Below are 22888 nucleotides of genomic sequence, written 5' to 3' on the forward strand. Positions count from 1 at the left end.
GTGGACTCGGCACCCATGCCGACTTGTGGGGCCCGCCCGGCCGTGGGATCGGCCAGGCGTATCCGCCCGTGCCCGCGACCGCCCCCTGCGGTGCCGGGTAGTTTGCCACATCCGTCTCAGGGTTTTCCGACACGAACGCGCAGACCGCGTCATCGTCCGCACACCCCGCACACCCCGCACACCCCGCACGGCCGCCCCGGGCTTCCCCGAGCCGCGCCGCGGCCGGTCCACAGGCTGGGGACACCGCTCGGGAACGTCACCGCTCGGGAGCACGCGGGAGCACGCGGGGGCCCGGTCAGGTGCGTGGCGGGACGCGCAGCGCGAGCAGTGCGGTGTCGTCGCTGGCCCAGCCGCCGTGGTAGTCGCCGAGCGTGTCGGCGATGTGCGCGATGGTCGCGGCGGCGTCCATGGCGTGGGTGTCGGCGAGGGTACGGGCGAGGGCGGCCTCGTCGAACATCGGCTGGCGCGGCCCCGCGCCGCGCGGGTCGGGCCGCGCCTCGCAGGCGCCGTCGGTGTAGAGCAGGAGCAGGTCGCCGGGGGCCAGCCGGAAGCGGACGTTGGTCAGGCGTACGGGGTCGACCACGCCGAGGAGGGTGCCGGAGGCGCCGGTCTGCCGGACGCGGCCGTCGGCGCGGCGGATCAGGGCGGGCGGGTGCCCCGCCAGGCACAGCCGCCCCGACACCCCGGACCCGGTGGTACGGAAGGTGGTCTGGACGGCGGTCAGGAAGCGGGGGGCGCCCTGCGCGAGCATGGCGGTGTTCAGCCGGTCGAGCACCACCGCGGGCGACAGGTGCTCACCGGCGTCCGCGCGCAGGGTGTAGCGGGCCAGGGCGGTCACCTTGGCCGCCTCGGTGCCCTTGCCGCACACATCGCCCATGACGGCGGTCCACCATGCCCCGCGGGCCTGGAACAGGTCGTAGAAGTCGCCCACCACACTGATGTCGCCGCTGGCCGGGATGTACAGGGCGGCGGCGTCCACGCCCGGCACCGGGCGCAGGACCGGGGGCAGCAGGCTGTCCTGGAGGCTGCGGGCCAGTTCGCGGGAGGCGGCCAGCGCGCCCTGCGCGGTCGACAGCGCGTTCTCGGCGGTCTGGAGCGCGGTGTGCACGCGGTCGAGCGACATCCGCACGTTGATCTCGTTGGACACCGCCCGCGCCAGGACCGACATCGTCTCCAGCTCCCGCAGCGTCCACACCCGCGGGCCGGCGTCGATCACGCACATGGTGCCGATCGCCTGGCCGTCGGTGGTCATGATCGGGAACCCGGCCCACGCGCCCACGCTCCACGGCCCGATCGCCGGATGCCCCGCCGTCCGCGGGTCCTTCTCCGCGTCCTCCACCACGAACGGCCCGTTCGCGCCGACGGCGAAGTAGCAGAAGCTGTCGCCCACCTCGTTCTGCCAGCTCTCCACGTCCCCGTAGGGCAGGTGCGAGACCGACTTCCAGTACGTACGGGACTCGCCGACGAAGGTGATCGCGGAGATCGCGGCGCCGGTCACCGACACCGCCAGCCTGGTCAGATCGTCGAAGACCCGCTCCGGGGTGGAGCCGACCATGCCGCTGGCGTCGAGCGCCGCCAGCCGGGCCGGGTCGGACAGTACGGCCGGCAACCCGTCCGCCCGTACGCCGCCCGGATACTCTCTCGCTCCCGCCACCACAACCCTGCCCGTTCCGTCAGACGGCGTTTTTCGCGCGCCAGCCAACCACGCGTTCCGGGCCCTTGTCAGCTTCCTGCCACAATGATCCGAACTTCCGTCCCGCATCCAGTATGAGGGCCCGCCCCCCCGGGGCGCGCGGGCCCGGGTCGCGCGGGCGGACGGCCCGCTACGGCGTCGGCGACCGGATCCTGGCGGCTTTCGCGGGTGCGGTCCGCGGTGACGTGGGAGTCTTGGCCACGTATGGGAACGGTCTGCGAGGGAAGCTCACCATTTATGGACGGTACGAGCGGCGGTACGAGCGGCGGCGCGGTGGACGGCACGAGCGGCGGCGCGCTCGGCGGCGCGGTCGGCGGCGCGGTCGGCGGTACGAGCGGTGACACGGGCGGTGGCGCGGACGTGGAGGAACTCCTCGTCCGCGCGGGCAAGGGCGACCGCGACGCCTTCGACCGGCTCTATCCGCTGCTGGCCCCTGCCGCCTTCGGCCTGGCGCACTGCATGACGGGCGACGCGGCGCGGGCCGAGGAGCTGTCCCGCGAGGCGCTGGTCGACGTCTGGCGCACGGCACCCGGCTTCGACCCCGCCCACGCCGACGCCCTGACCTGGGCGGTCACCCGCGTCCACCGAAGCCTGGTCGGCCTGCTCAGGTCCGGGCGGGACGCGGAGACGGAGGCGGAGACGGCGACTGACGCGGACGCGGAGACCGTACGGACCGACGTCCGCCCGACGCTGGACGCGATCCTCGGGCGGCTGCGGGAGATCCACGCCGACCCGCGGGTACGGACGGACCTCAAGCGGCTGACTCCCCGGCAGCGCGAGGCGGTGGTCCTGGCGGGCCTGGGCGGACACGCCTTCCCGGCGGCGGCCGTCGACCACTCCGATCCGGCGGCTACGGCCGGTCGGCCGGTCGATCTGCGCGACGGACTGATCCGGCTGCGGGACTGGCTGCCCGGACACTGAGCCGGAAGCCGGAAGCCGGAAGCCGGAAGCCGGAAGCCGGGCCGAACCGCGCACAGCTCGGCCGCCGAGCGGATCGCTGTCCGGACGGCGGCCGTCGTTCTCTCTGCCGCGGCTTACTCGGCGGCTACTTGTCGGTGAGCATCCCGGCCCGCAGCTTGGCCAGGGTCCGGCTGAGCAGCCGGGACACGTGCATCTGGGAGTAGCCGAGCTCCGCGCCGATGTCGGCCTGGGTCAGCTCCTGGCCGAAGCGCATCCGCAGGATGCTGCGCTCGCGGTCGTCCAGCTTCGCCAGCAGCGGCGCCAGCGCGTGGAAGTCCTCGACGAGTTCCATCGCCGGGTCGGCCGCGCCGACGGTGTCGGCGTACGAGCGGCCGGTGTCCTCGCCGTCGTCACCGGCGGGCAGGTCGATGGAGCCCGCGGTGTAGCCGTTGGCGGCCACCAGGCCCTCGACGACCTCGTCCTCGGTGATCTCCAGGTAGGCGGCCAGCTCGGCGAGGGTCGGCGGCGCGTCCAGGACGGCGGTCAGGTGGTCGCGGGCCTTGGCCAGCTCGACCCGCAGTTCCTGAAGGCGGCGCGGTACGTGGACGGCCCAGGAGGTGTCGCGGAAGAACCGCTTCATCTCGCCGACGATGTACGGGATGGCGAAGGTGGTGAACTCCGTCTCCCGCGACAGGTCGAACCGGTCTATCGCCTTGATCAGGCCGACCGTGCCGACCTGGACGATGTCCTCCCACTCCTGCGGGCCGCGGCTGCGGAACCGCCGGGCGGAGAAGCGTACGAGGGACATGTTCATCTCGATCAGCGTGCCGCGTGCGCGGCTGTACTCCTCGGTGCCCTCCTCCAGCGACTGGAGGCGGTCGAAGTACAGCTTCGACAGCTCGCGCGCGTCCTTCGGCGTGACCTTCGCCGGGTCCGCGATCAGTGGCAGCCCACACACGGCTGGAACGCTCCGGCCGACTCCGGTCGGCAGTGCGGTCGTTCCCGCGTCGTGCGTGGATACCGTCATGTGATCGCCCAACGTCGTCGACTGTGACCCCTGGCACGTACCCGCTCTCACGCGTCGCACGCACAAAGACTCAGGATTTCCTTTCCCCCCACCCCATTCGTCATGCACCACGCTCGCGGTTCGCCGCCCACGCCTCGACCGCCGCGTCCGCGCTCGGCGCCGCGGTGAAGACCTGGTCGAGTCCCGTCACGCGGAAGACGCGGTCGAACCGCTCGGGGAGCGCGGCCAGGACGGTGTGGGCGTGGGCCTCTTCCGCCCGGTGGCGGGCGGCGAGCAGCGCGCTGAGACCGCTGGAGTCGATGAAGTCCAGCCCGCCCATGTCCACGACGAGTTGCCGGCCGGGCGCGAGGGCGAGGCGTTCGACGGCTTCGCGGACCTGCGGCGCGGTGGAGTAGTCGAGCGCTCCGGCGAGCTCGACGACCGCGCCCGCGGGGGTGGCGCGGACGTCGACGGTCAGGAGTCCCATGGCACTCCTCTCGCGGACTGGCTCCATACATGCAGTTGTTCGGCACCGAGGGGTCAGCGGATTGGTGTTCATCCGAAGGAGTGATGGCGGCGCGGGTGACCGCCGAGGGTCGCCGCCCTGATGTATCGCCGCCCTGATGCATCCAGGATGAATTTCATACGGTCATTTCCTTTCGGTTCGCCCAGCGGTGGATGACAACCTGCTGAACCGTTCCCGATCCCGGCCCGCGGGCCTGGTTTCCCGCCGAGCGACCGCCCTACGTTGAAGTGCTCCCGGGGCGCGCGGGAAAGCGCGTACGGAGGCGGCGTACGGAAGTCGCGTACGGAAGTCGCGTACGGAAGCGGCGGACCGAAGTCGCGTACGGAAGTCGCGGACCGAAGCCCCGGACCACGGACCACGGACCTGAACTGGCGGAAGCGGAAACAGCACATGAGGCATGCGGGCGGCGGCTCCGGCGACGACTGGCCGGTGGGCCGCGGCGGCCCGGCGGGCGGCGGGGTGCTGCGGACCGAGGAACGCCCCGCCGTCGAGGCGCTGCCCGAGCCGACCGCGCCGGGACCCCCGGCCGTACCGGCCCCGCCCGCGCGCCGACCCCGGCTGTACGTGATCGACGCGCTGCGGCTGTGCGCCGCGCTGATGGTCGCGCTCCACCACTACGTGGGCACCAACCGCGTGAACCAGCCGCACAATCCGGTCTGGGACCGCCCGGCCTCCCACATCTTCCCAGCCGTCTTCCGCGTGTCGTCCTACGGCTGGATCGGCGTCGAGATCTTCTTCGTCATCAGCGGATTCGTGATCTGCATGTCGTGCTGGGGGCGCGGGCCACGGGACTTCTTCGTCTCCCGGGTGATCCGGCTCTACCCCGCGTACTGGTTCGGCGTCCTGTTCACCGCCGCCGTGCTCACGCTGTGGCCCGCGGTCTTCGAGGCGCCCGCCTCCGCGCGCGACACGCTCTTCAACCTCTCGATGCTGCAACAGGGTTCGCACATCGCCAACGTCGACGGCGTCTACTGGACGCTCTGGTCGGAGCTGCGCTTCTACCTGATCTTCCTGCTCGTCGTGGCCACCGGCCTGACCTACCGCAAGGTCGTCGTCTTCTGCTGCGTGTGGGGCGTCGCCGCCGCCCTCGCCCCCGTCGCCGGGATGCCCGCGCTGACGCTGCTCGCCAACCCGGACGCCGCCTGGTACTTCATCGCGGGCCTCGCCCTGTACCTGATGCACCGCTTCGGCCAGGACCTGCTGCTGTGGGGCATCCTCGGCATGTCCTGGCTGATGGCCCAGAGCGAGATCGCCCAGCGCGTCGACACCGTCGAGCATGTCTCCAGTTGGCGCGGCGCGCTCCTGCTCTACACCGTCTTCCTGCTCTTCATGGTCGGCGTCGCCGTCGGTCTCACCGACCGCCTCCAGTGGAAGTGGCTCGCCACCGCGGGCTCCCTGACCTACCCCTTCTACCTGCTCCACTACGCCGCGGGCACCACCGCCATCCACTACCTGCGCGACCGCACCGACCCGCGCCTGCTGGTCGCCGCGCTCATCGGCGCGATGCTGCTGCTGAGCTACCTCGTGCACCGGCTGGTGGAACGCCCGCTGTCCACGCTCCTCAAGCGCGGCCTCACCCGCTCCTTCGCCCGCCTCGGACCGCCGCCGGTCCGCCGGACCCCGTAGCCGTAACGGACCCCGTAGTCGTAACGGACCCCGTAGCCGTACGGGACTCCGTAGCCGTACCGGCCGCCGAGCCGTCGCCGCTCGCCGTGCCGTCGCCGCCCGCCGAGGAATAGGGCGGGCGGTCCGAGCGCTTGCCGGTGCATGACGCTGGTGGATGGGTCGGCCGCGCCCGGCAGCGGTGTGCGCGGGGTGCGGGGTGTGCCGACGTGGGACATGGTGGCCGTGACCGTCCGCCGGCTGGGCCCCGGGGAGCGGCTGGACGGCGGCGACGGCGCGATCTGGGCGCTGGTCCTGGACGGCGACGCGCGGCTGGAGACGGCGGCGGGGGCCGAGGCGCTGCGCGCCGGGGACGCCTTCCACGTGGACGCCAGGACCACGTACCGGCTCGTCGCGCCGACCCGCGCGGAGGTGGCCGTCGGCAGCCTGCGGGCGGTGCCGCCGATGCCGAGTCCGCTGGTGGCGCGGGACTTCGCGGGGCGCAACCGCGGCATCGTGGAGCTGGTGCGGATGTGCCCGCTTGACCCGACGCGCGGCCAGCCGCTCTTCGCCGCGAGCTACGGCGGGCTGATCCAGGCCGCCATGGCGCAGGCCGTCGAGGAGAGCGCGCGGCAGCGCTCGGACCCGCGCCTGACCGCGCTGGTGTCGGCGCTCGACGCGCATCCCGGGCGGGCCTGGACGGTGGACAGCATGGCGCGCTTCGCGCACCTGTCCCGCTCGTCCCTGAGCGAGCGCTTCCGCCGCGAGCTGGGCCGCAGCCCCGCGCAGGTGCTCCGCGAGGTACGCATGCGGCACGCCCGCGAACTCCTCGCCGGTACGGACAAGCCGGTCGAACGGATCGCCCTCACCGTGGGCTACGGCTCCGCCGCCGCTTTCAGCCGCGCCTTCTCCGCCGACCACGGCAGACCGCCCCAGGCGTGGCGCTCCCGCCCGGGGCCCGCGCCGGATTCCGACGCCGACGCCGACGCCGCTTGCGCGGGCGGCGACGATTCCGGGGGCCCGGCCACGGGCATTTAAGGACCTGTCCGGCGGATCACGAGCGGCCCCTTCGGCACCTGGCACGCTCCCCCGGACGGAGGGTGGGGGAGCACCAGGCACCGCTTGGACCGCCGGTCCCGGAGGGGCTGTTCGGTGGTGTCCCGACCACCGGGCCGGCGGGGGCCGGCCGCGCAGTTCCCCGCGGCCCTGCAAGCCCGTCCCTGCGAGCCCGCGCCCCTACAAGCCCGTGGCCGGACTCCGGGCGGAAGACGGTGCGGGCAGGCCGCAGGGTGGTGACGGCCGGTTACGCCCGGGGCCTGGCGAGGAGTCCGAAGCCGAGGCTGCCCGCGAGGGCGGCGCCGGCTCCGATGAGCAGCGCGCCGCGCACGCCGCCGTTGTCGACCACGGCGCCGCCGATCGAGGAGCCGGCCGTGATGGCCACCTGGAAGGCCGTCACCTGCAAGGAGAGTGCGGATTCGACGCGCTTCGGCTCGGCGCGGGTGACCCACAACTGCGTGGCGACCGGGACCATGTTGAAGCCGAAGCCCCAGACGACGATCGCCACGACCGCGACGGGGAGTCCGGAGGTCGTGCCCAGCACGAGCAGGCTCGCGCCGAGCAGGGCGGGCGCGACGACGACGGCGAGCCCGAGGCGGCGGGCGAGGGCGCCGGCGGCGAGGTTGCCCGCGAGGCCGCCCACACCCCAGCCGAGCAGCAGCCAGACCGTCGTACCCGAGGTGACCCGTTCGATCGCGAGGCGGATGTACGGGTAGGCGGCGAAGTTGCCGAACGCGACCAGGGCGACGCAGCCCGCCCCGGCCATCAGCCGCCGGTTGGCCAGCGCCTGCCGGAGCATGCCGAGCCCCGCCCCCGGCTGGGCGGGCACCGGCGGCAGCGTCGCCACCACGGCGGCCAGCGCCAGCAGGCTCAGGCCCGCGGCGGCCCAGAACACCGGCCGCCAGCCCACCGCGTCGCCGAGGACCGAGGAGAGCGGTACGCCGACGATGGTGGCCGCGCTCACGCCCAGCGCCAGGCTGGTGGACACGACGTGGTCGCGCCCCGGCGCCGCGCTCGTCCCCGCCCCGAGCGCGAACGACCAGAAGCCCGCGATGGCCACGCCCAGCAGCAGACGGCCCGCGAGCAGCAGCGGGAAGTTCGGCGTCACCGCTACCACCGCGTTGGACAGCACGGCGGCGGCGAGCAGGCCGATCAGTACGGTCCTGCGGTCGGTGCGCGGCAGCAGCACGGCGATGGTGGGCGCGGTGAGGGCGCCCGCGATGGCCGTCGCCGCGACGGCCAGCCCCGCGGTGCCCTCGCTGACGCCGACGTCCGACGCCATGGCGGGCAGCACGCTCGCGGGCAGGAATTCGCTGCCCACCAGGGCCCCGATCCCCAGCGTGAGCGCCGCGACCGGGGCCCAGGAGGCCGCGCCGGGTCCGCCGCCGACGCCGACGGCCTTCACGGACGGGTCGTCCGTGTCGCGGACCGCCGCCGGCCCGGTGCTGGTCGCATAGCTCTCTGAGGTCATGCGCCCAGTCTCACGGGCGCCGCCCGCACCGGCTTGACCGTTCGGCCGCACTCCTTGATGCCGCGGCCGGACCCGTGCCGCGGCCGGACCCGTGGCGCGGCGCGGTCGCACTCGGTCAGGCGGGCGGACCTTCATGTGCTGCGGGCGGTCCGCCGCCGAAGGCCGAGCCGGACGGGTCGCGGCGCGGCGCCCACACCGCGACCGTAGCCCGTACCGTCGTCGGCCTTGGCCGGGTCGGCGAGCGCGGCCGGCGGGGGAATCTGCCCGGCCCGCCCGGGGCCCACCCGCCGGTGGGGCTACGGTCGCGGCCCGCGCCGGGCCGGTGCGGCGGTCAGACGACGATGGAGGTCACGGCGGCCCAGAGCAGCGGCGCGTGCTCGACGCGGCCGGTGGCGCGCCAGCGGGTGAGCTGTTCGCGCTGCCAGCCGGTGAAGTGCCGTACGGGGTCCGGGTCTTCGTGGGCGGTGTCGACGGCGAGGACCGCGTCGGTCAGGGGGCGTACGGACTCGGGCAGGCCGCCGAGGCGGTGGAAGGCGAAGCTGGTGGGGAGCGGCCAGCGGGTGGCGGTGACCAGTTCTGCGCCGTTGTGGAGCATCGCGGTCGCCAGGCCGAACGACTCGGCGAAGCGCAGGTCGCCGCCGCTCTCGCAGCCGATGAGGGCCACGCGCGGCGGCGCGGGCCAGATGCGGGCGCCCGGCTCGCCGTCCGCGCGCAGGGGGAGCGTGCCGAGCAGGAGGTCCTTGGCGGACAGCGGCCGGTGGGTGCGGACCGGCTCGGCGAGGCCGTCGGTGCCGGGCCCGCAGCACAGATGGAGGGTGCCGTCCTCGCTCTGCCCGCCCTCGACCGGCGCGCCGCTCACGTGCCCGACGTACATCAGCCGCCGTGGCCGCTTGCGCAGCTCGCCGCTCAGCCAGTCCCGGTCGAGGTCGGTACGGCGGAACGCCTCGGCGGGCGCGGCCACGGACGGTACGACGGCGCCCGCGTCGAGGCGGCGCCGGACGAGGGACAGCAACTCCGGGTCGGAGCCGGGCGGTCCGAGGACCGAGCCGAGCGGGGAGTCGGCCCGGAAGCCGGGCACGCGGGGGTCGAGGACGAGGACGACGGCGTCGGCGTCCCGGGTGTCGGAGACCTGGGTGGCGGCGCCCGCGACGGTGACCCGCGTGCGTCGCAACGACGCGGGCGCCGTGGTCACGACGTCCGCCAGCTCGATGAGCCGTACGTCGCCGGTGTCGTCGACGGCGAGCAGTTCCCAGGGGACCTGCGCCACCCGGGGCGACGGCTGGATACGGATCAGCGGACGGCCCGCCCGCGCCGCGACCTGCCGGATCTGGTCCGTCAGCCCCTCGGGCCACAGCGCCCGTGCCAGCTCCCGCGCGAGCCGGTGCTCGGCCTCGCGATCGGTCAGCGCTCCCGTGGCGAAGGCGCGCCGCATTCCCTCCGCTCCGTCGCCCGCCCCCGGCAGCGCGGCGGCCAACGCGCCCACCGCGCGGTCGACTTCGTCGGCGGGCCCGTGTCCTGTGCCGAAACCGCGCGCCCCGCCGGCCCACGTCCAGGCCATGAACAGGTCGTCGGCGTCGGCCAGCCGGATCTGGACCACCGGGCGGGCCGTCAGGTCGTCGGTGACCCAGAACGGCACCTCCTCCTCGTCCACGATCCGCCGGTGATAGCGGAACTCGGCCGCGGCGACGTACTCCTGGAGCGCGACGCGGCCGGACTCCGCCGACATCCGCACCTTCGGCGGCGGCGCGACGCGCAGTCCGGCGGAGGCGGCGGCGTCCGCCGCCACACCGCCGAGCGCGGGCGCGGAGCCGTCGCGCCCGCCGTGCCCGTAGACCTTCACGGCCGCGCCGGGGAAGACGGCGGGCCCGGGGGGTCCGGTGCGCGCGGCCGACGACGGCGTACGGTCCAGGGCCAGGGAGGCGCCCGCGCAGCGGTGCTCCACCAGCTCGAACAGGAGCCCCTGGTCCTGGCGCCGTACGGCGAGCCGGAAGGCCAACGCCATCGCCTCGTCGGCGAGTTGGAGCCACTGGCTACGGGCGTGGGCGGTGGCGAAGTCGTAGCGCGCGGCCTCCAGGGCCAGTGCGGCGGGAAGCGCGAGCCGGAGCGCGGTGCTGACGGACTCCGGCTCGTGGTGGCCGTGGTCCGTGACGTTCAGATTGTGTTCGAGGGTCTTCGCGAGCAGGAGATCGACCTGCGCGCACCGCTCGTACACCTCCCGCGCCTGGTACGCGTCGCGGGCCTGCTGGGCCAGCCGCTTCATCTCGGTGATGTCGCCCCGGTCGTACGCCTGTTGGGCGCCCAGCAGCATCGTGTCGGCGGCGGCGATGGCGGCGCCGAGGCGTTCGAAGCGGGCCAGGCTCGACCCCAACAGGTCGGCGGCGCGGGTGACTTCGCCCCGCAGACCGGCGAGGTACCCGCGGGCCTGTTCGCAGACCGCCAGGTCACCGGAGCGCCCCTGTTGTGCGAAGACCGTCGACGCCTGCGCGAACAGCCGCTCCGCGAGGTCCGGTTCGCCCCGGTGCATCGCGGTGTACGCGCGGTGGACGACCAGCGTCTGCTGCTCTCCGGCGTCCCCCAGCGCGCGGAAGCCGTCCTCCGCGCGGGTGAAGTAGTCCTCGGCCAGGTCGTACCGTCCGGTCGAGGAGCAGATCAGACCGAGGGCGGTCAGGACGCGGGGCACGGTTTCCCGTACGGGAGGGGCGGCGGCCCCCGCTCCGGTCTCCGCTCCGGGTTCCTTCGCGGTCTGCGCCCCGGCCGCCGGCATCGTGGACAGCAGCGCCGAGGCGTGCTCCTCGGCCCGTCCCCACTCGGCGCGTTCCATCAGCAAGTGCACCCGGTTCAGGCCGAGTTCGGAAACGCGCAGCCCCTCGGCGTCCTCGAATTCGGGCAGCCGGAGCGCCGCTTCGTCCAGACGCGCCAGCGCCTCGTCCAGACGCCCGGTCCGGCGCAGCAGGTCGGCCCCGCACAGCAGCGTCTTCAGCAGCACTTCCAGCCACAGCTGACGGCCGCGCGGTCCCATCGGCTCCGACGCGACGCCGTCGAGCAGGCGGCGGGACCGCTCGACGGCGTCCTCCGCACCCGCCAGGTCCGTGGCGGTGAGCCGGACGCCCGCGAGGTCGGACAGCAGATGGGCCCGGAGGAACCGCACATCGGGCGAGTCCTCAATGGACTCGGCCAGCGCGAGCAGTTGCTCGTACACGGCGCACGCGGCCCCGTGATCCGCGGCCAGTTGGTGCTCCTGGGCCAGGGCGAAGCCGGAGTCGAACGGCTCCCCGTAGAGCTGTTCCACCCGCGCGTCCGGCCCTGCGCTCCCCTCGTCGCCTGTCGTCATCCGTCAGTAGTCCTCACCCGTGGTGGTGGCGGCGACGATCTCGGCGAGGAAGGGGGCCGAGGGCGCGGTGCGGGTCAGCGTGTCGTACGGGGCTGTGTCGTCGGCCGGTTGCGGCGCCGCGCTCGCGAGGCGGCCCCGGACGAGCGCGCGGACCGCCGCACGGTCGGCGTGGCCTTCCGGCCCGGGACCGGGGTCGAAGCCGGGCAGCAGTACGGCGACCTCGAAACGCGGGGTCAACTCCCCTGCGGACATGCCAGGTTCCAGATCCGCGCGGCCGGTCCACACGTCGTCCCGCCTGGTGAGGGGCGCGCGGACCGGGGGGCCGCCGTTGACCCGTACCTCCGCGACGAGGGGTGCGCCGCCGACGGGTGCCGCGATGTGCGCGACGACCTCGACCTCGATCCGGCGCCGCCCGCCGAGCGCGCGCGCCGTCCAGGACACCGCCGACTCGGCGGCGTCCACGAAGCCGGGCGGGTAGCGGCGCCAGTCGTTGGTCCCCGTGCCCCGGGCGATCACCCGGCCGCCGGCGGAGAGGGGTTCGCCCGCCGCGAGGGTGTAGCCGAGGCGGGAGGCGAAGAGCGCGCCAGGCGTGAGGGGGTCCGCTTCCGCTTCCGGGTCCGGCTCCGTGTCCGCGTCCACGTCCTGGCCCGCGTCCAGTTCCGCGCGGAGCCGGCGCAGCTCCGGTCCGTCGAGACCGGCGGCGTCGGCCGCGCCGTCGATCAGCCGCAGCACGCTCTCCAGGTGACGCGCGGTGTGCCCGGACCGGGGCTCCGCTCGCCACCACCGGACCAGCGGGTCGAGAGCGGCCTGGTGGTCCTCGATCAATTCGGCCACGCAGTCGTCCGGCTGGTCCCCGCAGCCGTCGAACAGCTCCTGGCACCGGTGGGTGAGCGCGGCCAACTCCAGCCCGAGGACGTCCGGTTCGAGCGCCGGAATCCCGTCCGCGTACGACGCCGGCCACCATCGGGCGGCCCAGTGCCCGAAGGCGAGGCGGGCGGCGGCGCCCGCGAGGGCGGTCTCGTCGCTGGTCACCCGCGCTTCTGTCGGCCCCCCGGCCGTCTCTCCGGTCGTCTCTCCGGTCGTCTCTCCGGCGGCGCAGGACCGCACGGCAGCGGCGGCGCGCTCGCCGTACACCGCCCACAGCCACTGCTGCGCCCGCTCCACGTCGTGCACCTCGGCCACCGGCAGGATCGGGTCCCCGAGGACGGGCCAGAGCAGGACCGCGCCCGCGACGTCGAGGACGGCTTCGGTGAAGCCGGGGCCTGGGCCGGGGTCGGGGCCGGGGGCGGGGGCGAAATCGGGGCCGGTGCCGAGCGGGCCGGTGCCGTTACCGGCAGGGGAGCCGTCGAGAGGGCCGGCGTAAGGACCGGGACCGGCGGTGACCCGTACCGCCCCGTCCTCGCCCCGCGTGACGTAGAGATCCGCGCCCGCCATCACGCGCTCCTCTGCTCGGGCTCGGCCGCTTCCGTGGCGCCGCCCGCCGACAGGCTCCGCAGCGCCGACCTCACCCTCGCGCGGTGGTCCATCATCACCGAGCGCGCGACCCCGTCGAGCACCGCCCAGGCCGCCCCGGCGTCCGCCAGCGGCGCCCCGTGGACGTCCCGGCCGTGCAGCCGTACCCACAGCCGCCGCATGTACGCGGCCCACGGCGCGCGGAGGTCGTGCGCGAGGGTGTCCAGGACCCCGCCGTCCGGGTCGGGCCGCGGGGAGACCGTCATCCTGCGGGCGCGCAGGACCGAAGCCTCGCGCCGCCAGCGGCTGTTGACGGCCCGGTGCGCGGCCGTCCGGCCCAGCGCGGATTCGCCGCTGCCCAGCGGGTCGAGGCCGACCGCGAGCCGTCCGCCGAGGACCGCGGCGACCCGCAGGCTCTCCTCGTACAGACCGAGCGGAGCGCAACCGCGGCCCACCTCGCGGTCCACGAGGTCAGGCACGGTGGGCAGTTCGTCGCGCCGGGCCGACGACTGGAGTACGACGAAGAGCCGTTCGAAGAGCGTACGGTCCAGCGGCGCGGGAAGCGTGGCCGTCGAGGCGCCCCGTCCGACCCCGGGACACGGCGGCGACTGCCGTGCGGTGAGCCCCAGATGAGGCGGCAGACCGTCCCGGCCCCACACCCCGCCGTCCGCGTCCGCCGCCCACAGCGCCCGGCCGAAGGACGCGCCGTGCCCCGCCTCGACCATGGCCGCGTACCGCGCCGAATTCCGCGACCGCTCCTGCGCGTTGCCGCCGCTTCCGCTTCCGCTTCCGCCTGCGCCTGCGCCTGCGCCTCCGCCTGCGCCTCCGCCTCCGCCTCCGCAGGACTCCAGCACCTCGGCCGCCGCCGCGACCGCCGCGACCGCCGCCGTGAACGCGTCTGCGGCGGGGGCCGGTTGACGGCTCTCCCAACGGGCGGCCAACTCCCTTTCGAGCCGGGCGCGTCGGACGCCGTCCGCCAGATGTTCCTTCAGCGCTTCTACGGTGCGTCCGCCGGCCGTGTCGGCCACGTCCTCCACGACGTCCCTGGCCACCGCGTCCGCACCGGCCGACGGCGGCCCGTGTTCCGTGGCCAGTTCGAAGCACCGCTGGAAGTACAGGTCCTGGGGGTGGCCGGCCACGATGCCCAGCGCCCTGCGGCTCCTCTTGAGCAGCGTGAACCACCGCGCCGTCGCCTCCAGCCGCCCGCCGGACTCCTGGATCAGCGCCTCCAGCCGCGCGGCCTGCTCCGGTACGAGGAAGTCCGCCGCGAATTCGGGGTTCAGCGCCGGCCTGACGATCAGCGGCAGCACGATCAGCTTGACCGTCCTGGTCAACGGCGCCCCGCCGGGGCCGCTCAGCGATTCCAGCCCCGGCCCGAGGGCACGCCACGCCCGGTCGATGGCCATGGCGCGCGCTCGGCCCGTGGCGCCGGTCGGCTGGCTGGCAGGCGGCATGTGAGGAGCGTACGTCGTACGGAAACGGGCCGGCGAACCTGGGATCGGTAGGTGTTCCCGGCCCCCTAGCGTCCCTGTCGTCAGCTCGTCGGCCCCGTCTCCGTACCGCACAGGGCGTGCGTCGGGAGTGCACAAGGCGTGCGTCGGGCGGCACAGGACCGGGCATCACCAGAAGGAGCAGCCGTCATGGGAATCTTCAGGAAGCGCCGCCAGAGCCGCGAGGAGCGGGCGGCCGACATCGCGGGCAAGGTGGCCAGCGGCAAGGGCTTCTACGGCCGTACCACCCGCGCGTTCCTCGGCGACGAGGACTTCAGCCGGGTCCAGCAGTCCATCGGTGCCTTCAACTCCGGCCTCGACGTACAGCAGTTGCTCGCGGCCGGGGCGCCGACCACCCCCGCCGTGGTCGTGTCGATCAGCGACACCGGCAAGCTCGTCAACTTCGACCCGGTGGTCGACCTCGTCCTCCAGCCGGCCGGGGTCGCCGACCGGATCGCGCTCCAGACCATCGTCTCCAAGCTGCGGATTCCGCGCGCCGGGGACCAGGTGCTGCTGGTGGCGGACCCCGCCCGGCCCGGCGGTTACCTCTACGCCGGGGACGGGGTCACGCCGTGAGGGCCGCCCGTACTCCGGCGCCGTGCCCGGTCCCGGAGTTAGTGCCCGTGCCCGTGCCGGCGTCCGCGTCCACATCCGCTTAGGAAACTCTCCGGGGAGGGCCGCATGCGGAGCTACGCCGGTGCGTTCGTCGGCAATCTCGTCTTCACCGCGATCTGCTGCGTCGCGGGCCCGTTCTTCCTGCTGATCGGACTTCAGACCTGGCACGACGGGACCGACCGGGGCATCGCGCTGACCTGCGTCGGCATCGGCCTGGCCGGCACGGTCACGATTCCCGTCGCGGCCTTCAAACTCACGCGGCAGGGGTTCCCCCGGATCACCCGCCGGGACCGGGTGAAGGGCGCGAGTGTGCGCTACGACGACGACACTCTCGTGATGCTGACGCCGGAGTCCCCCCAGGGCCCGGCGCGGGCGTGGCTGGCGCGGGCGGACGTGCTGGAGGCGTCGTTGGCGCACTACAGCCCCGACGGCGAGGCCACCTTCACGACGCACTGGGGCGACTACACGCCCGACGAGTTCACGCCGCTGATCCGGCTGAGGCTGCGGGTGCACGGCGTCGAGGGCGCCGACTCGTTCGAGGTCACGCAGGAGTGGCGGGTGCCGTCCATGTGCCTGTCCGCCGTGACGGCCGGGCGCCTGGTCGTCCTCGTCCACCCGGCTCCTTCGACCGGACCGTTCGCCTCCTCGGACACCGCCTCGTTCGCCGACCCGGCCACCCCCTTGGACACCGCCCCGGCCGCCCCTGGCGGGGTCACCCCCCCAGCCGCTTCCGGCAAGGTCACCGCCCAATGGCCGCGCAGCCTGCTGCTCGCGGGGACCAGGACCAGCCGGCTGCTCGACCTCGACGGCCACCGCACCGACGTCACCCGGCGCCCCGGCCGCCTGCTGGAGCAGATGCGGATCTCGCGGGCGGCCGGAGGAGTTCCGATGACCGGCGACACCATCGACCTCGGACGTCTGGACCCGCACACGGCCGGGCGCTACACCGCCCTGGCCGACCGATTCCACGCCCGCCCCGAGGACCGCGCGCCGGTCACGGAACCGGGGGAGGAGTCCCGCTGGATCGTGGACGAACTGCCCGGCTGTACGGGCGAGTTCGGCTCGGCCGGTCGCCGCTGGTCCCGCCGTGGCGGCCACCTGATCCGCGCCCGCTTCGTCGAACTGCGCGGCACGACCACCTTCCAGGACCACGGCCCGGTCCTCGACACCGTCGTCCGCATCCAACCGGACGACGGCACACCCCCGTTCGACGCCGCCCGCCGCCTGACCCTCCCGATGAACTACCTCGCCGTCCTCCACCGCACCCGGGACGTCGTCCTGTGCGTCGCCCCGCGCGGCACGTCCTACGTCGTCGACTGGCCCCGCACCAACCTCCTCGCGGGCGTCACCCCCGCCAAGGTCATCACCCCCGCCTCGGCCGAACTCCCCCTCACCGGCCGCCCCGACCTCATATGGCCCCTGATGACCCTCCTCGCCGCCCACGGCGTCTCCGCCCCCACCCCCACCCTCGATCTCCGTCGCCCCCGCATGGCCCCCATCGTGCCGTTCGCTCTGCGAATCGTGCACTCGGCGCTTCCCCGCTGACCCGGCATCCGAGGACCGGCCGGCGTCCGGCCCTATGCCCAGCCGGCGTCCGGCCGCTCAGCGAAGGCCGAGCTTCTCGCGTTCGGCCTCGACCAGCTCCTCCATGAGCTTCTCCGGGTCCACCGTGTACCCGGTGTCATCGAGAGCGTCGTAGTCCCCGGTGCTCAGCGGCAGTCCGAGCGCGGCGAGTTCGGAGGCGAGGCGAGTGAACGCGATCCGCTCGTCGGGCTCGTCCTGGTAGTGGGCCCGCTCGGCAGCGCACCCCTCGGTCAGGGTGCGACCGGCAAGGCCCCAGAAGCTGAACTCGGTGTCCAGCTCTATGAGATGCCACGGGCGGTCCGCAGGCTCTTCGGGGTGCAGCCAGTAGCCGATCCACCCCTTTCCGCCCTTCGCCACGAGCTTGACGTACGTGGCCATCTCCGCGCATGCGGCGTTGACGGCCCGCAGCTCCGGGTCCGCGAGCTCCTTCTCGCTCAAGTAGCCGGTGTCCAGGAGCGGGTGGAGGTCGCCGGGCTCGAAGAAGTCCAGGTCGAGAAGGCGGGCGAAGTCGGTGCGGCCTTCCCAATGCGCCACCAGCAGCACCCGCAGATCGTCCGGTACCGGACGGCCGTCCAGCCGCTCGCGGGAGAACTCGGCGAGCCGTTCGTCGTACATGCGCCCTCTCCAGAGGTCGAGGCAAGATCCTCGCGGCAACGTAACAGCGCTGTCCGACAAGGCCGGGCCCGGGAAGCACGCCGATACGCCGATACGCCCGTACGCCCGTACGCCCGTACGCCCGTACGCCGATACGCCCGTACGCCGTGCGGTTGCCGCCCCCTCCGCCGGGGCAACCCCCGCGCCCACAAAGGCCGTCAGAGGCGGCGGCCCAGCAAGTGGGCGTCGAGGAAGCCCCGTTCGGTGGCCGGGTCGTAGACCAGGCGGGCGAGGTTGAACAGGCCCGCCCCGGCGAGGAGTTCGGCGAAGCGGCCCACCGGCCAGCTGTAGGCGGGTGTGACCTTGTGGTCGAAGCGGACCGGCTCCGGCCCTGCGGTGGCGAAGAAGGAGGCCATGAGCAGACCGCCCGGGGCAAGGACGCGTACCTGTTCCGCGAGGAGCGCGGGCACTTCCTCCGGCGGGGTGTGGATCATCGAGTAGTGCGCGAGCACGCCGCCCAGCGCCCCGTCCCCGACCGGCAGCGCCTCCATCCGCGCCTCGTCGAACCGCAGCGCCGGATGAGCGCGCCGGGCGTGGCCGACCATGCCGGGCGAGAGGTCGAGCCCGAAGGCGTCCAGCCCCAGGTCGTGCAGCATGGCCGTCATATGTCCCGGCCCGCACCCGAGGTCGGCCGCCCGTACGTTCCCCGTCCCGCGCACCAACTCGGCGAAGGTGCCGAGCATGCCCCGCGCGAACGGCTGCGTCTCCAGCCGGTCGGCGAACCTCGACGCGTACAGCTCGACGACCCCGTCGTAGGCCGCCCTGGTCTCGTCCTGGTGTTCCACCACGCGAAGGAAGCTAACACCTCCGTCTCCGTCTCCGTCGTCGCCTGCGCCGTCGCCGCACCCCGTGCCCGAGGCCCCGCCCGACCCCGTCCACCTGGACTTTTACGTGCCTGGGGCCGTTCGACTGGGCTGCTCACCACAACGGCCGAACGTGGCCCCGTCGGTCACGGTTCGTGTCCGCCGCCGGCCCGATCCTGGCGGCGGACCGCATCTGCCCAGGCCGTGGGCAGGGAGCGATCGCAGCGGCCCATCTCGCCCACCGACCTCGCCCAGCCATCTCCCGAAGGGGAACAATGAAGCGCTTGCCCACGCTCGCTCACGCCGCCTGGACCGCCGCAGCGGTGGCCGCCTCCATGGCGGTGCTCGCCCTCCCGTCCGCTTCGGCGGCGGCGGCAGCGTCACCCGCCCCGTACCCGAGCGGCTCCGAGGGCCCGGTGTTCGTGCAGACGGACAACACCGCCCACAACGAGATCGTCGCCTACCACCGCGCCGCCGACGGCTCCCTCAGCCGGCGGGGCGCCTTCGCCACCGGCGGCAAGGGCGGAGTCCTCGGCGGCTCGGTCGTCGACCACCTCGCCTCCCAGGGCTCGCTCGTCCACGACTGCGCCCACCACCTCCTCTTCGCCGTCAACGCGGGCAGCGACACCGTCACCGTCTTCTCCGTCGAGGGCGAGAAGCTCCACCGCGAGCAGGTCATCTCCTCCGGCGGACGTTTCCCCGTCAGCCTCACCGTCCACAACGACCGCGTCTACGTCCTCAACGCCCGCGACGGCGGTTCCGTCCAGGGCTACCGGATCGCCGGGGGCAAGAAGGCCGCCGGGGGCAAGAAGCTGGAGCGCGTCGCCGGGTGGAGGCGGGAGCTGCGCCTCGACACCACGACGGCGCCGGAGTTCACCCACACTCCCGGCCAGGTGTCCTTCACCCCCGACGGTTCCCGACTGATCGTCACCACGAAGGCCGGCGGCAGCAGCGTCGACGTCTTCGGAGTGAGCCCGTCCGGCGCCCTGTCCGCCCGTCCCGTCGTGAACGTGCAGGACGGAGCGGTCCCCTTCGGCTTCACCTTCGACGGCCGTGGCCGCCTGGTCGTCACCGACGCGGGGACCAACGCCGTGCTGACCTTCGCGGTCCGTGAGGACGGCCATGTCGTCCGGCTCGACAAGGCGCTCACCGGCGAGCAGGCCACCTGCTGGATCTCCCGCGCGGGGGACCGCTTCTACGCCTCCAACGCCGGCAGCAACGCCGTCTCCGGCTTCCGGCAGACCCGCCGGGCGACGCTCGAACCGCTTAGCACCACCGTGACCAGCGCGGGTTCCACGGACTCCGCCGTCACCCCGGACGGGCACTTCCTCTACGTCCAGACCGGCGGTACGGGCGGTGTCGACGCCTTCCGTGTCGAGCGGGACGGCTCCCTCCACAAGGCCGGCACCGTCATCGTCCCCGACGCCGTCGGCGGCGAGGGAATCGTCGCCCTGTAACGCCAGGCGCCGCCCGGAGAGTCACCGCCGGGCGGCGCCCGAGGGATCTTGACAACGCCCGCCACCTGGCACGTACGTCCATTCCGCACCGTCCACCCGCGTCACGCGGCCGGAGCGTTCTCCCGGCCGCGTCGCTGTGCCCGGCTTTCGCGGCCCGGCCTGACGAAGCGTCGGCACGTCGATCTGTGCCGGGTCCACACCACGCTCTGTCGCTGACGCTCCGCCGTCCACGACGGCTTTCTCCCCCTCTTCTCCGGGTGCCTTCGCGTACCGCCGCGCGTTTTCGGATGCCCCCTACGGGCGCGTCGGCGTACGGGTGTACGGGCGTGGGGGCCGTACCGCTGACCCCGCTCCCGCCCCCCGGCGCCCACCACTCAAGGAGATCGCATGGCCAGATACGAGTCGGTGCTCGACGCCATCGGCGGGACGCCGCTGATCCGCCTCACCCGCGCCGCCGAGGGACTGCGCCTGCGCGTGTACGTCAAACCGGAGTGGCACGACCCCGGCGGCAGCGTGAAGGACCGGGCGGCGCTGGCCATGCTCCGCAGGGCCGAGGCCGACGGCTCGTTGCGTCCGGCAGGCACCGTGGTCGAGTTGACCAGCGGCAACACCGGCATCGGCCTGGCGCTGGCCGCCGCCCACCTCGGCTACCGGACGGTGGTCTTCACCGGCTCCGCGACCTCGCGCGAGAAGCGGGACCAACTCGCCGCCTACGGAGCCGAGGTGCGGCTGGTCGACGCCTTCGTCCCGCGCGGGCACCCCGACAGCATGCGCTCGCAGGGCACGCGGTTCGCCGCCGAGACGCCGGGTGCCTTGTTCGTCGACCAGTACGACAACCCGGCCGATCCGGCCGCCCATTACGCCACCACCGGCCCCGAGATCTGGACGGACACCGAGGGCGCGGGCCACTTCCTGCACCCCGAGGCCATGGCCGACGTCTGGCCGCTCGCCCTCGACTCCGCCGTGATCGACCGCTACGTCTCCGTCGAGGACCAGGACGCGATCGACGCCGTACGGCGGCTCATCGCCGACGGCCTCGGCGACGACGACGTGGTGGTGGTCGCGTACCGTCGCGACCGCCGCCTGCTCGCCCCCCACCCCACCGACCACCTCGGCTGGACCACCCCCGCCCGCCTCCGCGCCGCCCCGACCGTCGCCGACTCCGCTCAACCCCTCGCCCCCCGCCTCGGCGCCGCCCTCCCCCTCACCGCCCCCGCCGTCACCGCCTGGCCCCCCGCCAACGGCCACATCGCCCCCGTCCTCACCCACGGCCGCGCCACCCACACCGTCCCCTGGCCAGCCCTCCACCCCTGACCCCAGCTCCTCTCCCGCCGGAGTTCCCAGTCGCATCAGGTCCGTACCGTCCCGGCGTTCCGCGCCTCGTTTCGCACCGTCCCCGGCGAGCGCCGTCGCACTTGGCCGCCGCTACACCGGATGTCGTAGGTTGAGCGATTTCACCGCATGCCAGCGTGGTGCGAGGTGACGATGGTGGCCGATGTGCACAGGAACTTCCGCGTGGTCGATGGGGGAGAGCGTGAGCTCTGCACGGGATGCCGGCGCAGGTGACAGGGCGAAGCTCAAGAGCAAGGTCTGGTCGTTGCGTTCCCGATGGCCGCAAACCAGCTTCCTGGCAGGGCTTGAGGAGGACATTCTCGCCGCGCTGGTGGACTCCTCCGAACCCGTGCGTTTCGACCGTGACGACGTGCTGCTGGCCGAAGGCGCCGTCGGGTCCGATGTGCTTCTCCTGCTCACTTCATACGTCAAGGTCACCACGCTGCTAACGAACGGATCACGGGCGCTGCTCGCGGTGCGTGTCGGCGGTGACCTCGTCGGGGAGTTAGCGGCCTTGGACAACGGGCGGCGGACCGGGACGGTCATCGCCTGTGGTGTCGAGCCGGTGGACACTCTGCGTATCGACGCCGAACTCTTCCTCCGGGTGCTCTCCACGTCGCCGAAGGCGATGCTCGGTCTGTCCGAGTCCGTGGCCCGCAAGCTGCGCAGCGCTACGCAGCGGCGCATTGACCACCAAGGGGGGCACGCGTCGGTTCGGCTTGCCCGCGTGCTGGTTGAAATGGCTGACGACCATGGCGCCACGACGTACCGCGACAACGTGGTGATCAGCATCGATGTCACCCGCCTCGAGTGGGGCAGCCTCATCGGGGTGAGCAAGCGGACCGCCGAGCGGGCGATCGCGACCCTGCGGGACAACAAGCTCATAGGGTCGGGAATGAAGCGCATCACCATCCATGACATGGAGGGACTGCGAACTCTCGCGAACTCTGAGTGAGCGATCCCGCCAATTGGCGGGAGTCTGTGGGCGATTACCGGCGGCTGGACATACTGCTCGCCCCAACCCTCACGATGCCGGGCCTCATGTGCCGGTTCGCAGCACTTCATGGAGCATCGCGTGGTCACGCAGCCCAGCCCGTCCGGTCGTTCCGGCGATCTAGCCGCCCCTCCCGTCCCCCCTGTCCGTGCGAGCGCGCCTGCTCCGCGGGACTGGCCGACGTCGACCCTTCTGGGCAGGCTGCCCCGGACCACCCGGGACCTCCTCCTGGAGGAGGGCACACCGATGCTGTATCCCAAGCACCGGATGCTCCTGAGGCAGGGAGACGGGGGGAAGCACCTCTTGCTGCTCACCCGCGGAGTCGTGAAAGTCCTCGCCTCTTCGGAGAACGGGATGGACGTACTGCTCGGGATTCGTGTGGCAGGTGAACTGGTCGGTGAGATGGCCGTGTTCGAGGAGAAGCCGCGGTCCGGGTCTGTCTTCGCGTGCGGCGAGGTCTCGGCGCGGATCATCCCTCTGGAGGTCCTGGAGGGCTTCCTCACCCGTCACCCCGAGGCGATCAAGGCGTTGGTCGCCTCGTTGAGCGCCCGTCTCCGCTGGGCGAACCAGCGGCGTATCGACTCTCGGTCCTACGACGCGCCGGTCCGTCTGGCGCGAGTACTGGTGGAACTCGGCCGCGCACACGGCCGTACGCCGCCCGAGGGCATCGCGGTGCGCAAGGTTCTCGGGGTGACGATAAGCCAGTCCGAGTTGGCGTCGCTGTGCGGGTTGGCCCTTCCGACGACGGAGAAAGCCCTCGCCTCCCTTTCTCGAAAGGGGTTGGTCGAGCGTAGTTACCGCCGCATAACGCTCTGCGATATGCCGAGTCTGGCCGAGTTCGCGAAAGTCGGCGACGAGATCCCGTACTGGTAGGGAGTCCGTCCGCCGGAGTCCGCCTACTGTCTAGGAAAACGCAGCACCT

General features: G+C 73.4%; 18 protein-coding genes. 9 read left to right on the forward strand and 9 right to left on the reverse strand.

Features of this window, described 5'->3' with window-relative positions; genetic code table 11:
- Positions 1–295: 295 nt before the first annotated feature.
- Positions 296–1654, reverse strand: a complete 1359-nt coding sequence (locus tag BGM09_RS29735; RefSeq protein WP_317452946.1) for a GAF domain-containing SpoIIE family protein phosphatase — start codon at positions 1652–1654, stop codon at positions 296–298.
- A gap of 276 nt (positions 1655–1930) precedes the next feature.
- On the opposite strand from BGM09_RS29735, the gene BGM09_RS29740 reads away from it, so the two are divergent.
- Entirely contained in the window at positions 1931–2614 is a 684-nt protein-coding gene (locus tag BGM09_RS29740; protein ID WP_188284812.1) for a sigma factor, read from the forward strand.
- A gap of 124 nt (positions 2615–2738) precedes the next feature.
- Here BGM09_RS29740 and BGM09_RS29745 read toward each other — a convergent pair whose 3' ends face one another.
- Both BGM09_RS29745 and BGM09_RS29750 read right to left on the reverse strand, forming a co-directional pair.
- Entirely contained in the window at positions 2739–3620 is an 882-nt protein-coding gene (locus BGM09_RS29745) for a SigB/SigF/SigG family RNA polymerase sigma factor (RefSeq protein WP_188284813.1), read from the reverse strand.
- A gap of 100 nt (positions 3621–3720) precedes the next feature.
- Positions 3721–4086: an STAS domain-containing protein gene (locus tag BGM09_RS29750; RefSeq protein ID WP_188284814.1), complete on the reverse strand. Its 366-nt coding sequence runs from the start codon at positions 4084–4086 to the stop codon at positions 3721–3723.
- A gap of 429 nt (positions 4087–4515) precedes the next feature.
- Here BGM09_RS29750 and BGM09_RS29755 point away from each other — a divergent pair, with 429 nt between their 5' ends.
- On the forward strand, positions 4516–5751 hold the full coding sequence (locus BGM09_RS29755) for an acyltransferase family protein (RefSeq protein WP_188284815.1): 1236 nt from the start codon (positions 4516–4518) through the stop codon (positions 5749–5751).
- Positions 5752–5892: 141 nt separating this feature from the next.
- Complete coding sequence (locus tag BGM09_RS29760) at positions 5893–6765, forward strand: helix-turn-helix domain-containing protein (RefSeq protein ID WP_188284816.1); 873 nt, start codon at positions 5893–5895, stop codon at positions 6763–6765.
- A gap of 265 nt (positions 6766–7030) precedes the next feature.
- On the opposite strand, the gene BGM09_RS29765 is transcribed toward BGM09_RS29760, so the two are convergent.
- The 4 genes from BGM09_RS29765 to BGM09_RS29780 all read right to left on the reverse strand — a co-directional run bounded on the left by BGM09_RS29765 (position 7031) and on the right by BGM09_RS29780 (position 14491).
- Complete coding sequence (locus tag BGM09_RS29765) at positions 7031–8254, reverse strand: MFS transporter (protein WP_188284817.1); 1224 nt, start codon at positions 8252–8254, stop codon at positions 7031–7033.
- A 331-nt stretch (positions 8255–8585) separates the two neighbouring features.
- On the reverse strand, positions 8586–11585 hold the full coding sequence (locus BGM09_RS29770) for a CHAT domain-containing protein (RefSeq protein WP_188284818.1): 3000 nt from the start codon (positions 11583–11585) through the stop codon (positions 8586–8588).
- A 3-nt stretch (positions 11586–11588) separates the two neighbouring features.
- Complete coding sequence (locus tag BGM09_RS29775) at positions 11589–13019, reverse strand: hypothetical protein (protein WP_262928427.1); 1431 nt, start codon at positions 13017–13019, stop codon at positions 11589–11591.
- On the reverse strand, positions 13019–14491 hold the full coding sequence (locus tag BGM09_RS29780) for a hypothetical protein (protein WP_223187779.1): 1473 nt from the start codon (positions 14489–14491) through the stop codon (positions 13019–13021). Before BGM09_RS29780 ends, BGM09_RS29775 begins: the two co-directional genes overlap by 1 nt.
- 186 nt (positions 14492–14677) lie before the next feature.
- Here BGM09_RS29780 and BGM09_RS29785 point away from each other — a divergent pair, with 186 nt between their 5' ends.
- A complete protein-coding gene (locus BGM09_RS29785) occupies positions 14678–15103 on the forward strand; it encodes a hypothetical protein (RefSeq protein ID WP_188284819.1) in 426 nt (141 codons plus the stop codon).
- 105 nt (positions 15104–15208) lie between these two features.
- A complete protein-coding gene (locus tag BGM09_RS29790; protein WP_188284820.1) occupies positions 15209–16687 on the forward strand; it encodes a hypothetical protein in 1479 nt (492 codons plus the stop codon).
- A gap of 57 nt (positions 16688–16744) precedes the next feature.
- Here BGM09_RS29790 and BGM09_RS29795 read toward each other — a convergent pair whose 3' ends face one another.
- Both BGM09_RS29795 and BGM09_RS29800 read right to left on the reverse strand, forming a co-directional pair.
- The gene (locus BGM09_RS29795) at positions 16745–17341 is read right to left on the reverse strand and encodes a hypothetical protein (RefSeq protein ID WP_188284821.1); all 597 of its coding nucleotides are present in this window, start codon (positions 17339–17341) and stop codon (positions 16745–16747) included.
- Positions 17342–17538: 197 nt separating this feature from the next.
- The gene (locus BGM09_RS29800; RefSeq protein WP_188284822.1) at positions 17539–18168 is read right to left on the reverse strand and encodes a class I SAM-dependent methyltransferase; all 630 of its coding nucleotides are present in this window, start codon (positions 18166–18168) and stop codon (positions 17539–17541) included.
- Between the two features lie 290 nt (positions 18169–18458).
- Between BGM09_RS29800 and BGM09_RS29805 the strand changes: the two genes are divergently transcribed.
- From BGM09_RS29805 to BGM09_RS29820, 4 genes are all read left to right on the forward strand, one after another.
- On the forward strand, positions 18459–19640 hold the full coding sequence (locus tag BGM09_RS29805; protein WP_188284823.1) for a lactonase family protein: 1182 nt from the start codon (positions 18459–18461) through the stop codon (positions 19638–19640).
- A gap of 387 nt (positions 19641–20027) precedes the next feature.
- The gene (locus BGM09_RS29810; RefSeq protein ID WP_188284824.1) at positions 20028–20954 is read left to right on the forward strand and encodes a PLP-dependent cysteine synthase family protein; all 927 of its coding nucleotides are present in this window, start codon (positions 20028–20030) and stop codon (positions 20952–20954) included.
- A gap of 220 nt (positions 20955–21174) precedes the next feature.
- Positions 21175–21927 (forward strand): Crp/Fnr family transcriptional regulator, encoded by a 753-nt coding sequence (locus BGM09_RS29815; RefSeq protein WP_188284825.1) that lies wholly within the window; start codon positions 21175–21177, stop codon positions 21925–21927.
- 285 nt (positions 21928–22212) lie between these two features.
- Positions 22213–22839, forward strand: coding sequence for a Crp/Fnr family transcriptional regulator (locus tag BGM09_RS29820; RefSeq protein WP_188284826.1), 627 nt, complete (start codon positions 22213–22215; stop codon positions 22837–22839).
- Positions 22840–22888 lie beyond the last annotated feature (49 nt).

The organism is Streptomyces sp. CBMA29 (genome assembly GCF_014596445.1).
GTDB lineage: Bacteria > Actinomycetota > Actinomycetes > Streptomycetales > Streptomycetaceae > Actinacidiphila.

Bases quoted from the DNA above. Each gene is read 5' to 3' on its own strand.
- BGM09_RS29790 (WP_188284820.1), top strand. From the start codon at position 15,209: ATGCGGAGCTACGCCGGTGCGTTCGTCGGCAATCTCGTCTTCACCGCG.
- BGM09_RS29765 (WP_188284817.1), bottom strand. From the start codon at position 8,254: ATGACCTCAGAGAGCTATGCGACCAGCACCGGGCCGGCGGCGGTCCGC.
- BGM09_RS29810 (WP_188284824.1), top strand. From the start codon at position 20,028: ATGGCCAGATACGAGTCGGTGCTCGACGCCATCGGCGGGACGCCGCTG.
- BGM09_RS29770 (WP_188284818.1), bottom strand. From the start codon at position 11,585: ATGACGACAGGCGACGAGGGGAGCGCAGGGCCGGACGCGCGGGTGGAA.
- BGM09_RS29755 (WP_188284815.1), top strand. From the start codon at position 4,516: ATGAGGCATGCGGGCGGCGGCTCCGGCGACGACTGGCCGGTGGGCCGC.
- BGM09_RS29780 (WP_223187779.1), bottom strand. From the start codon at position 14,491: ATGCCGCCTGCCAGCCAGCCGACCGGCGCCACGGGCCGAGCGCGCGCC.
- BGM09_RS29775 (WP_262928427.1), bottom strand. From the start codon at position 13,019: ATGGCGGGCGCGGATCTCTACGTCACGCGGGGCGAGGACGGGGCGGTA.
- BGM09_RS29785 (WP_188284819.1), top strand. From the start codon at position 14,678: ATGGGAATCTTCAGGAAGCGCCGCCAGAGCCGCGAGGAGCGGGCGGCC.
- BGM09_RS29740 (WP_188284812.1), top strand. From the start codon at position 1,931: ATGGACGGTACGAGCGGCGGTACGAGCGGCGGCGCGGTGGACGGCACG.
- BGM09_RS29795 (WP_188284821.1), bottom strand. From the start codon at position 17,341: ATGTACGACGAACGGCTCGCCGAGTTCTCCCGCGAGCGGCTGGACGGC.
- BGM09_RS29750 (WP_188284814.1), bottom strand. From the start codon at position 4,086: ATGGGACTCCTGACCGTCGACGTCCGCGCCACCCCCGCGGGCGCGGTC.
- BGM09_RS29745 (WP_188284813.1), bottom strand. From the start codon at position 3,620: ATGACGGTATCCACGCACGACGCGGGAACGACCGCACTGCCGACCGGA.
- BGM09_RS29760 (WP_188284816.1), top strand. From the start codon at position 5,893: ATGACGCTGGTGGATGGGTCGGCCGCGCCCGGCAGCGGTGTGCGCGGG.
- BGM09_RS29820 (WP_188284826.1), top strand. From the start codon at position 22,213: ATGCTGTATCCCAAGCACCGGATGCTCCTGAGGCAGGGAGACGGGGGG.
- BGM09_RS29805 (WP_188284823.1), top strand. From the start codon at position 18,459: ATGAAGCGCTTGCCCACGCTCGCTCACGCCGCCTGGACCGCCGCAGCG.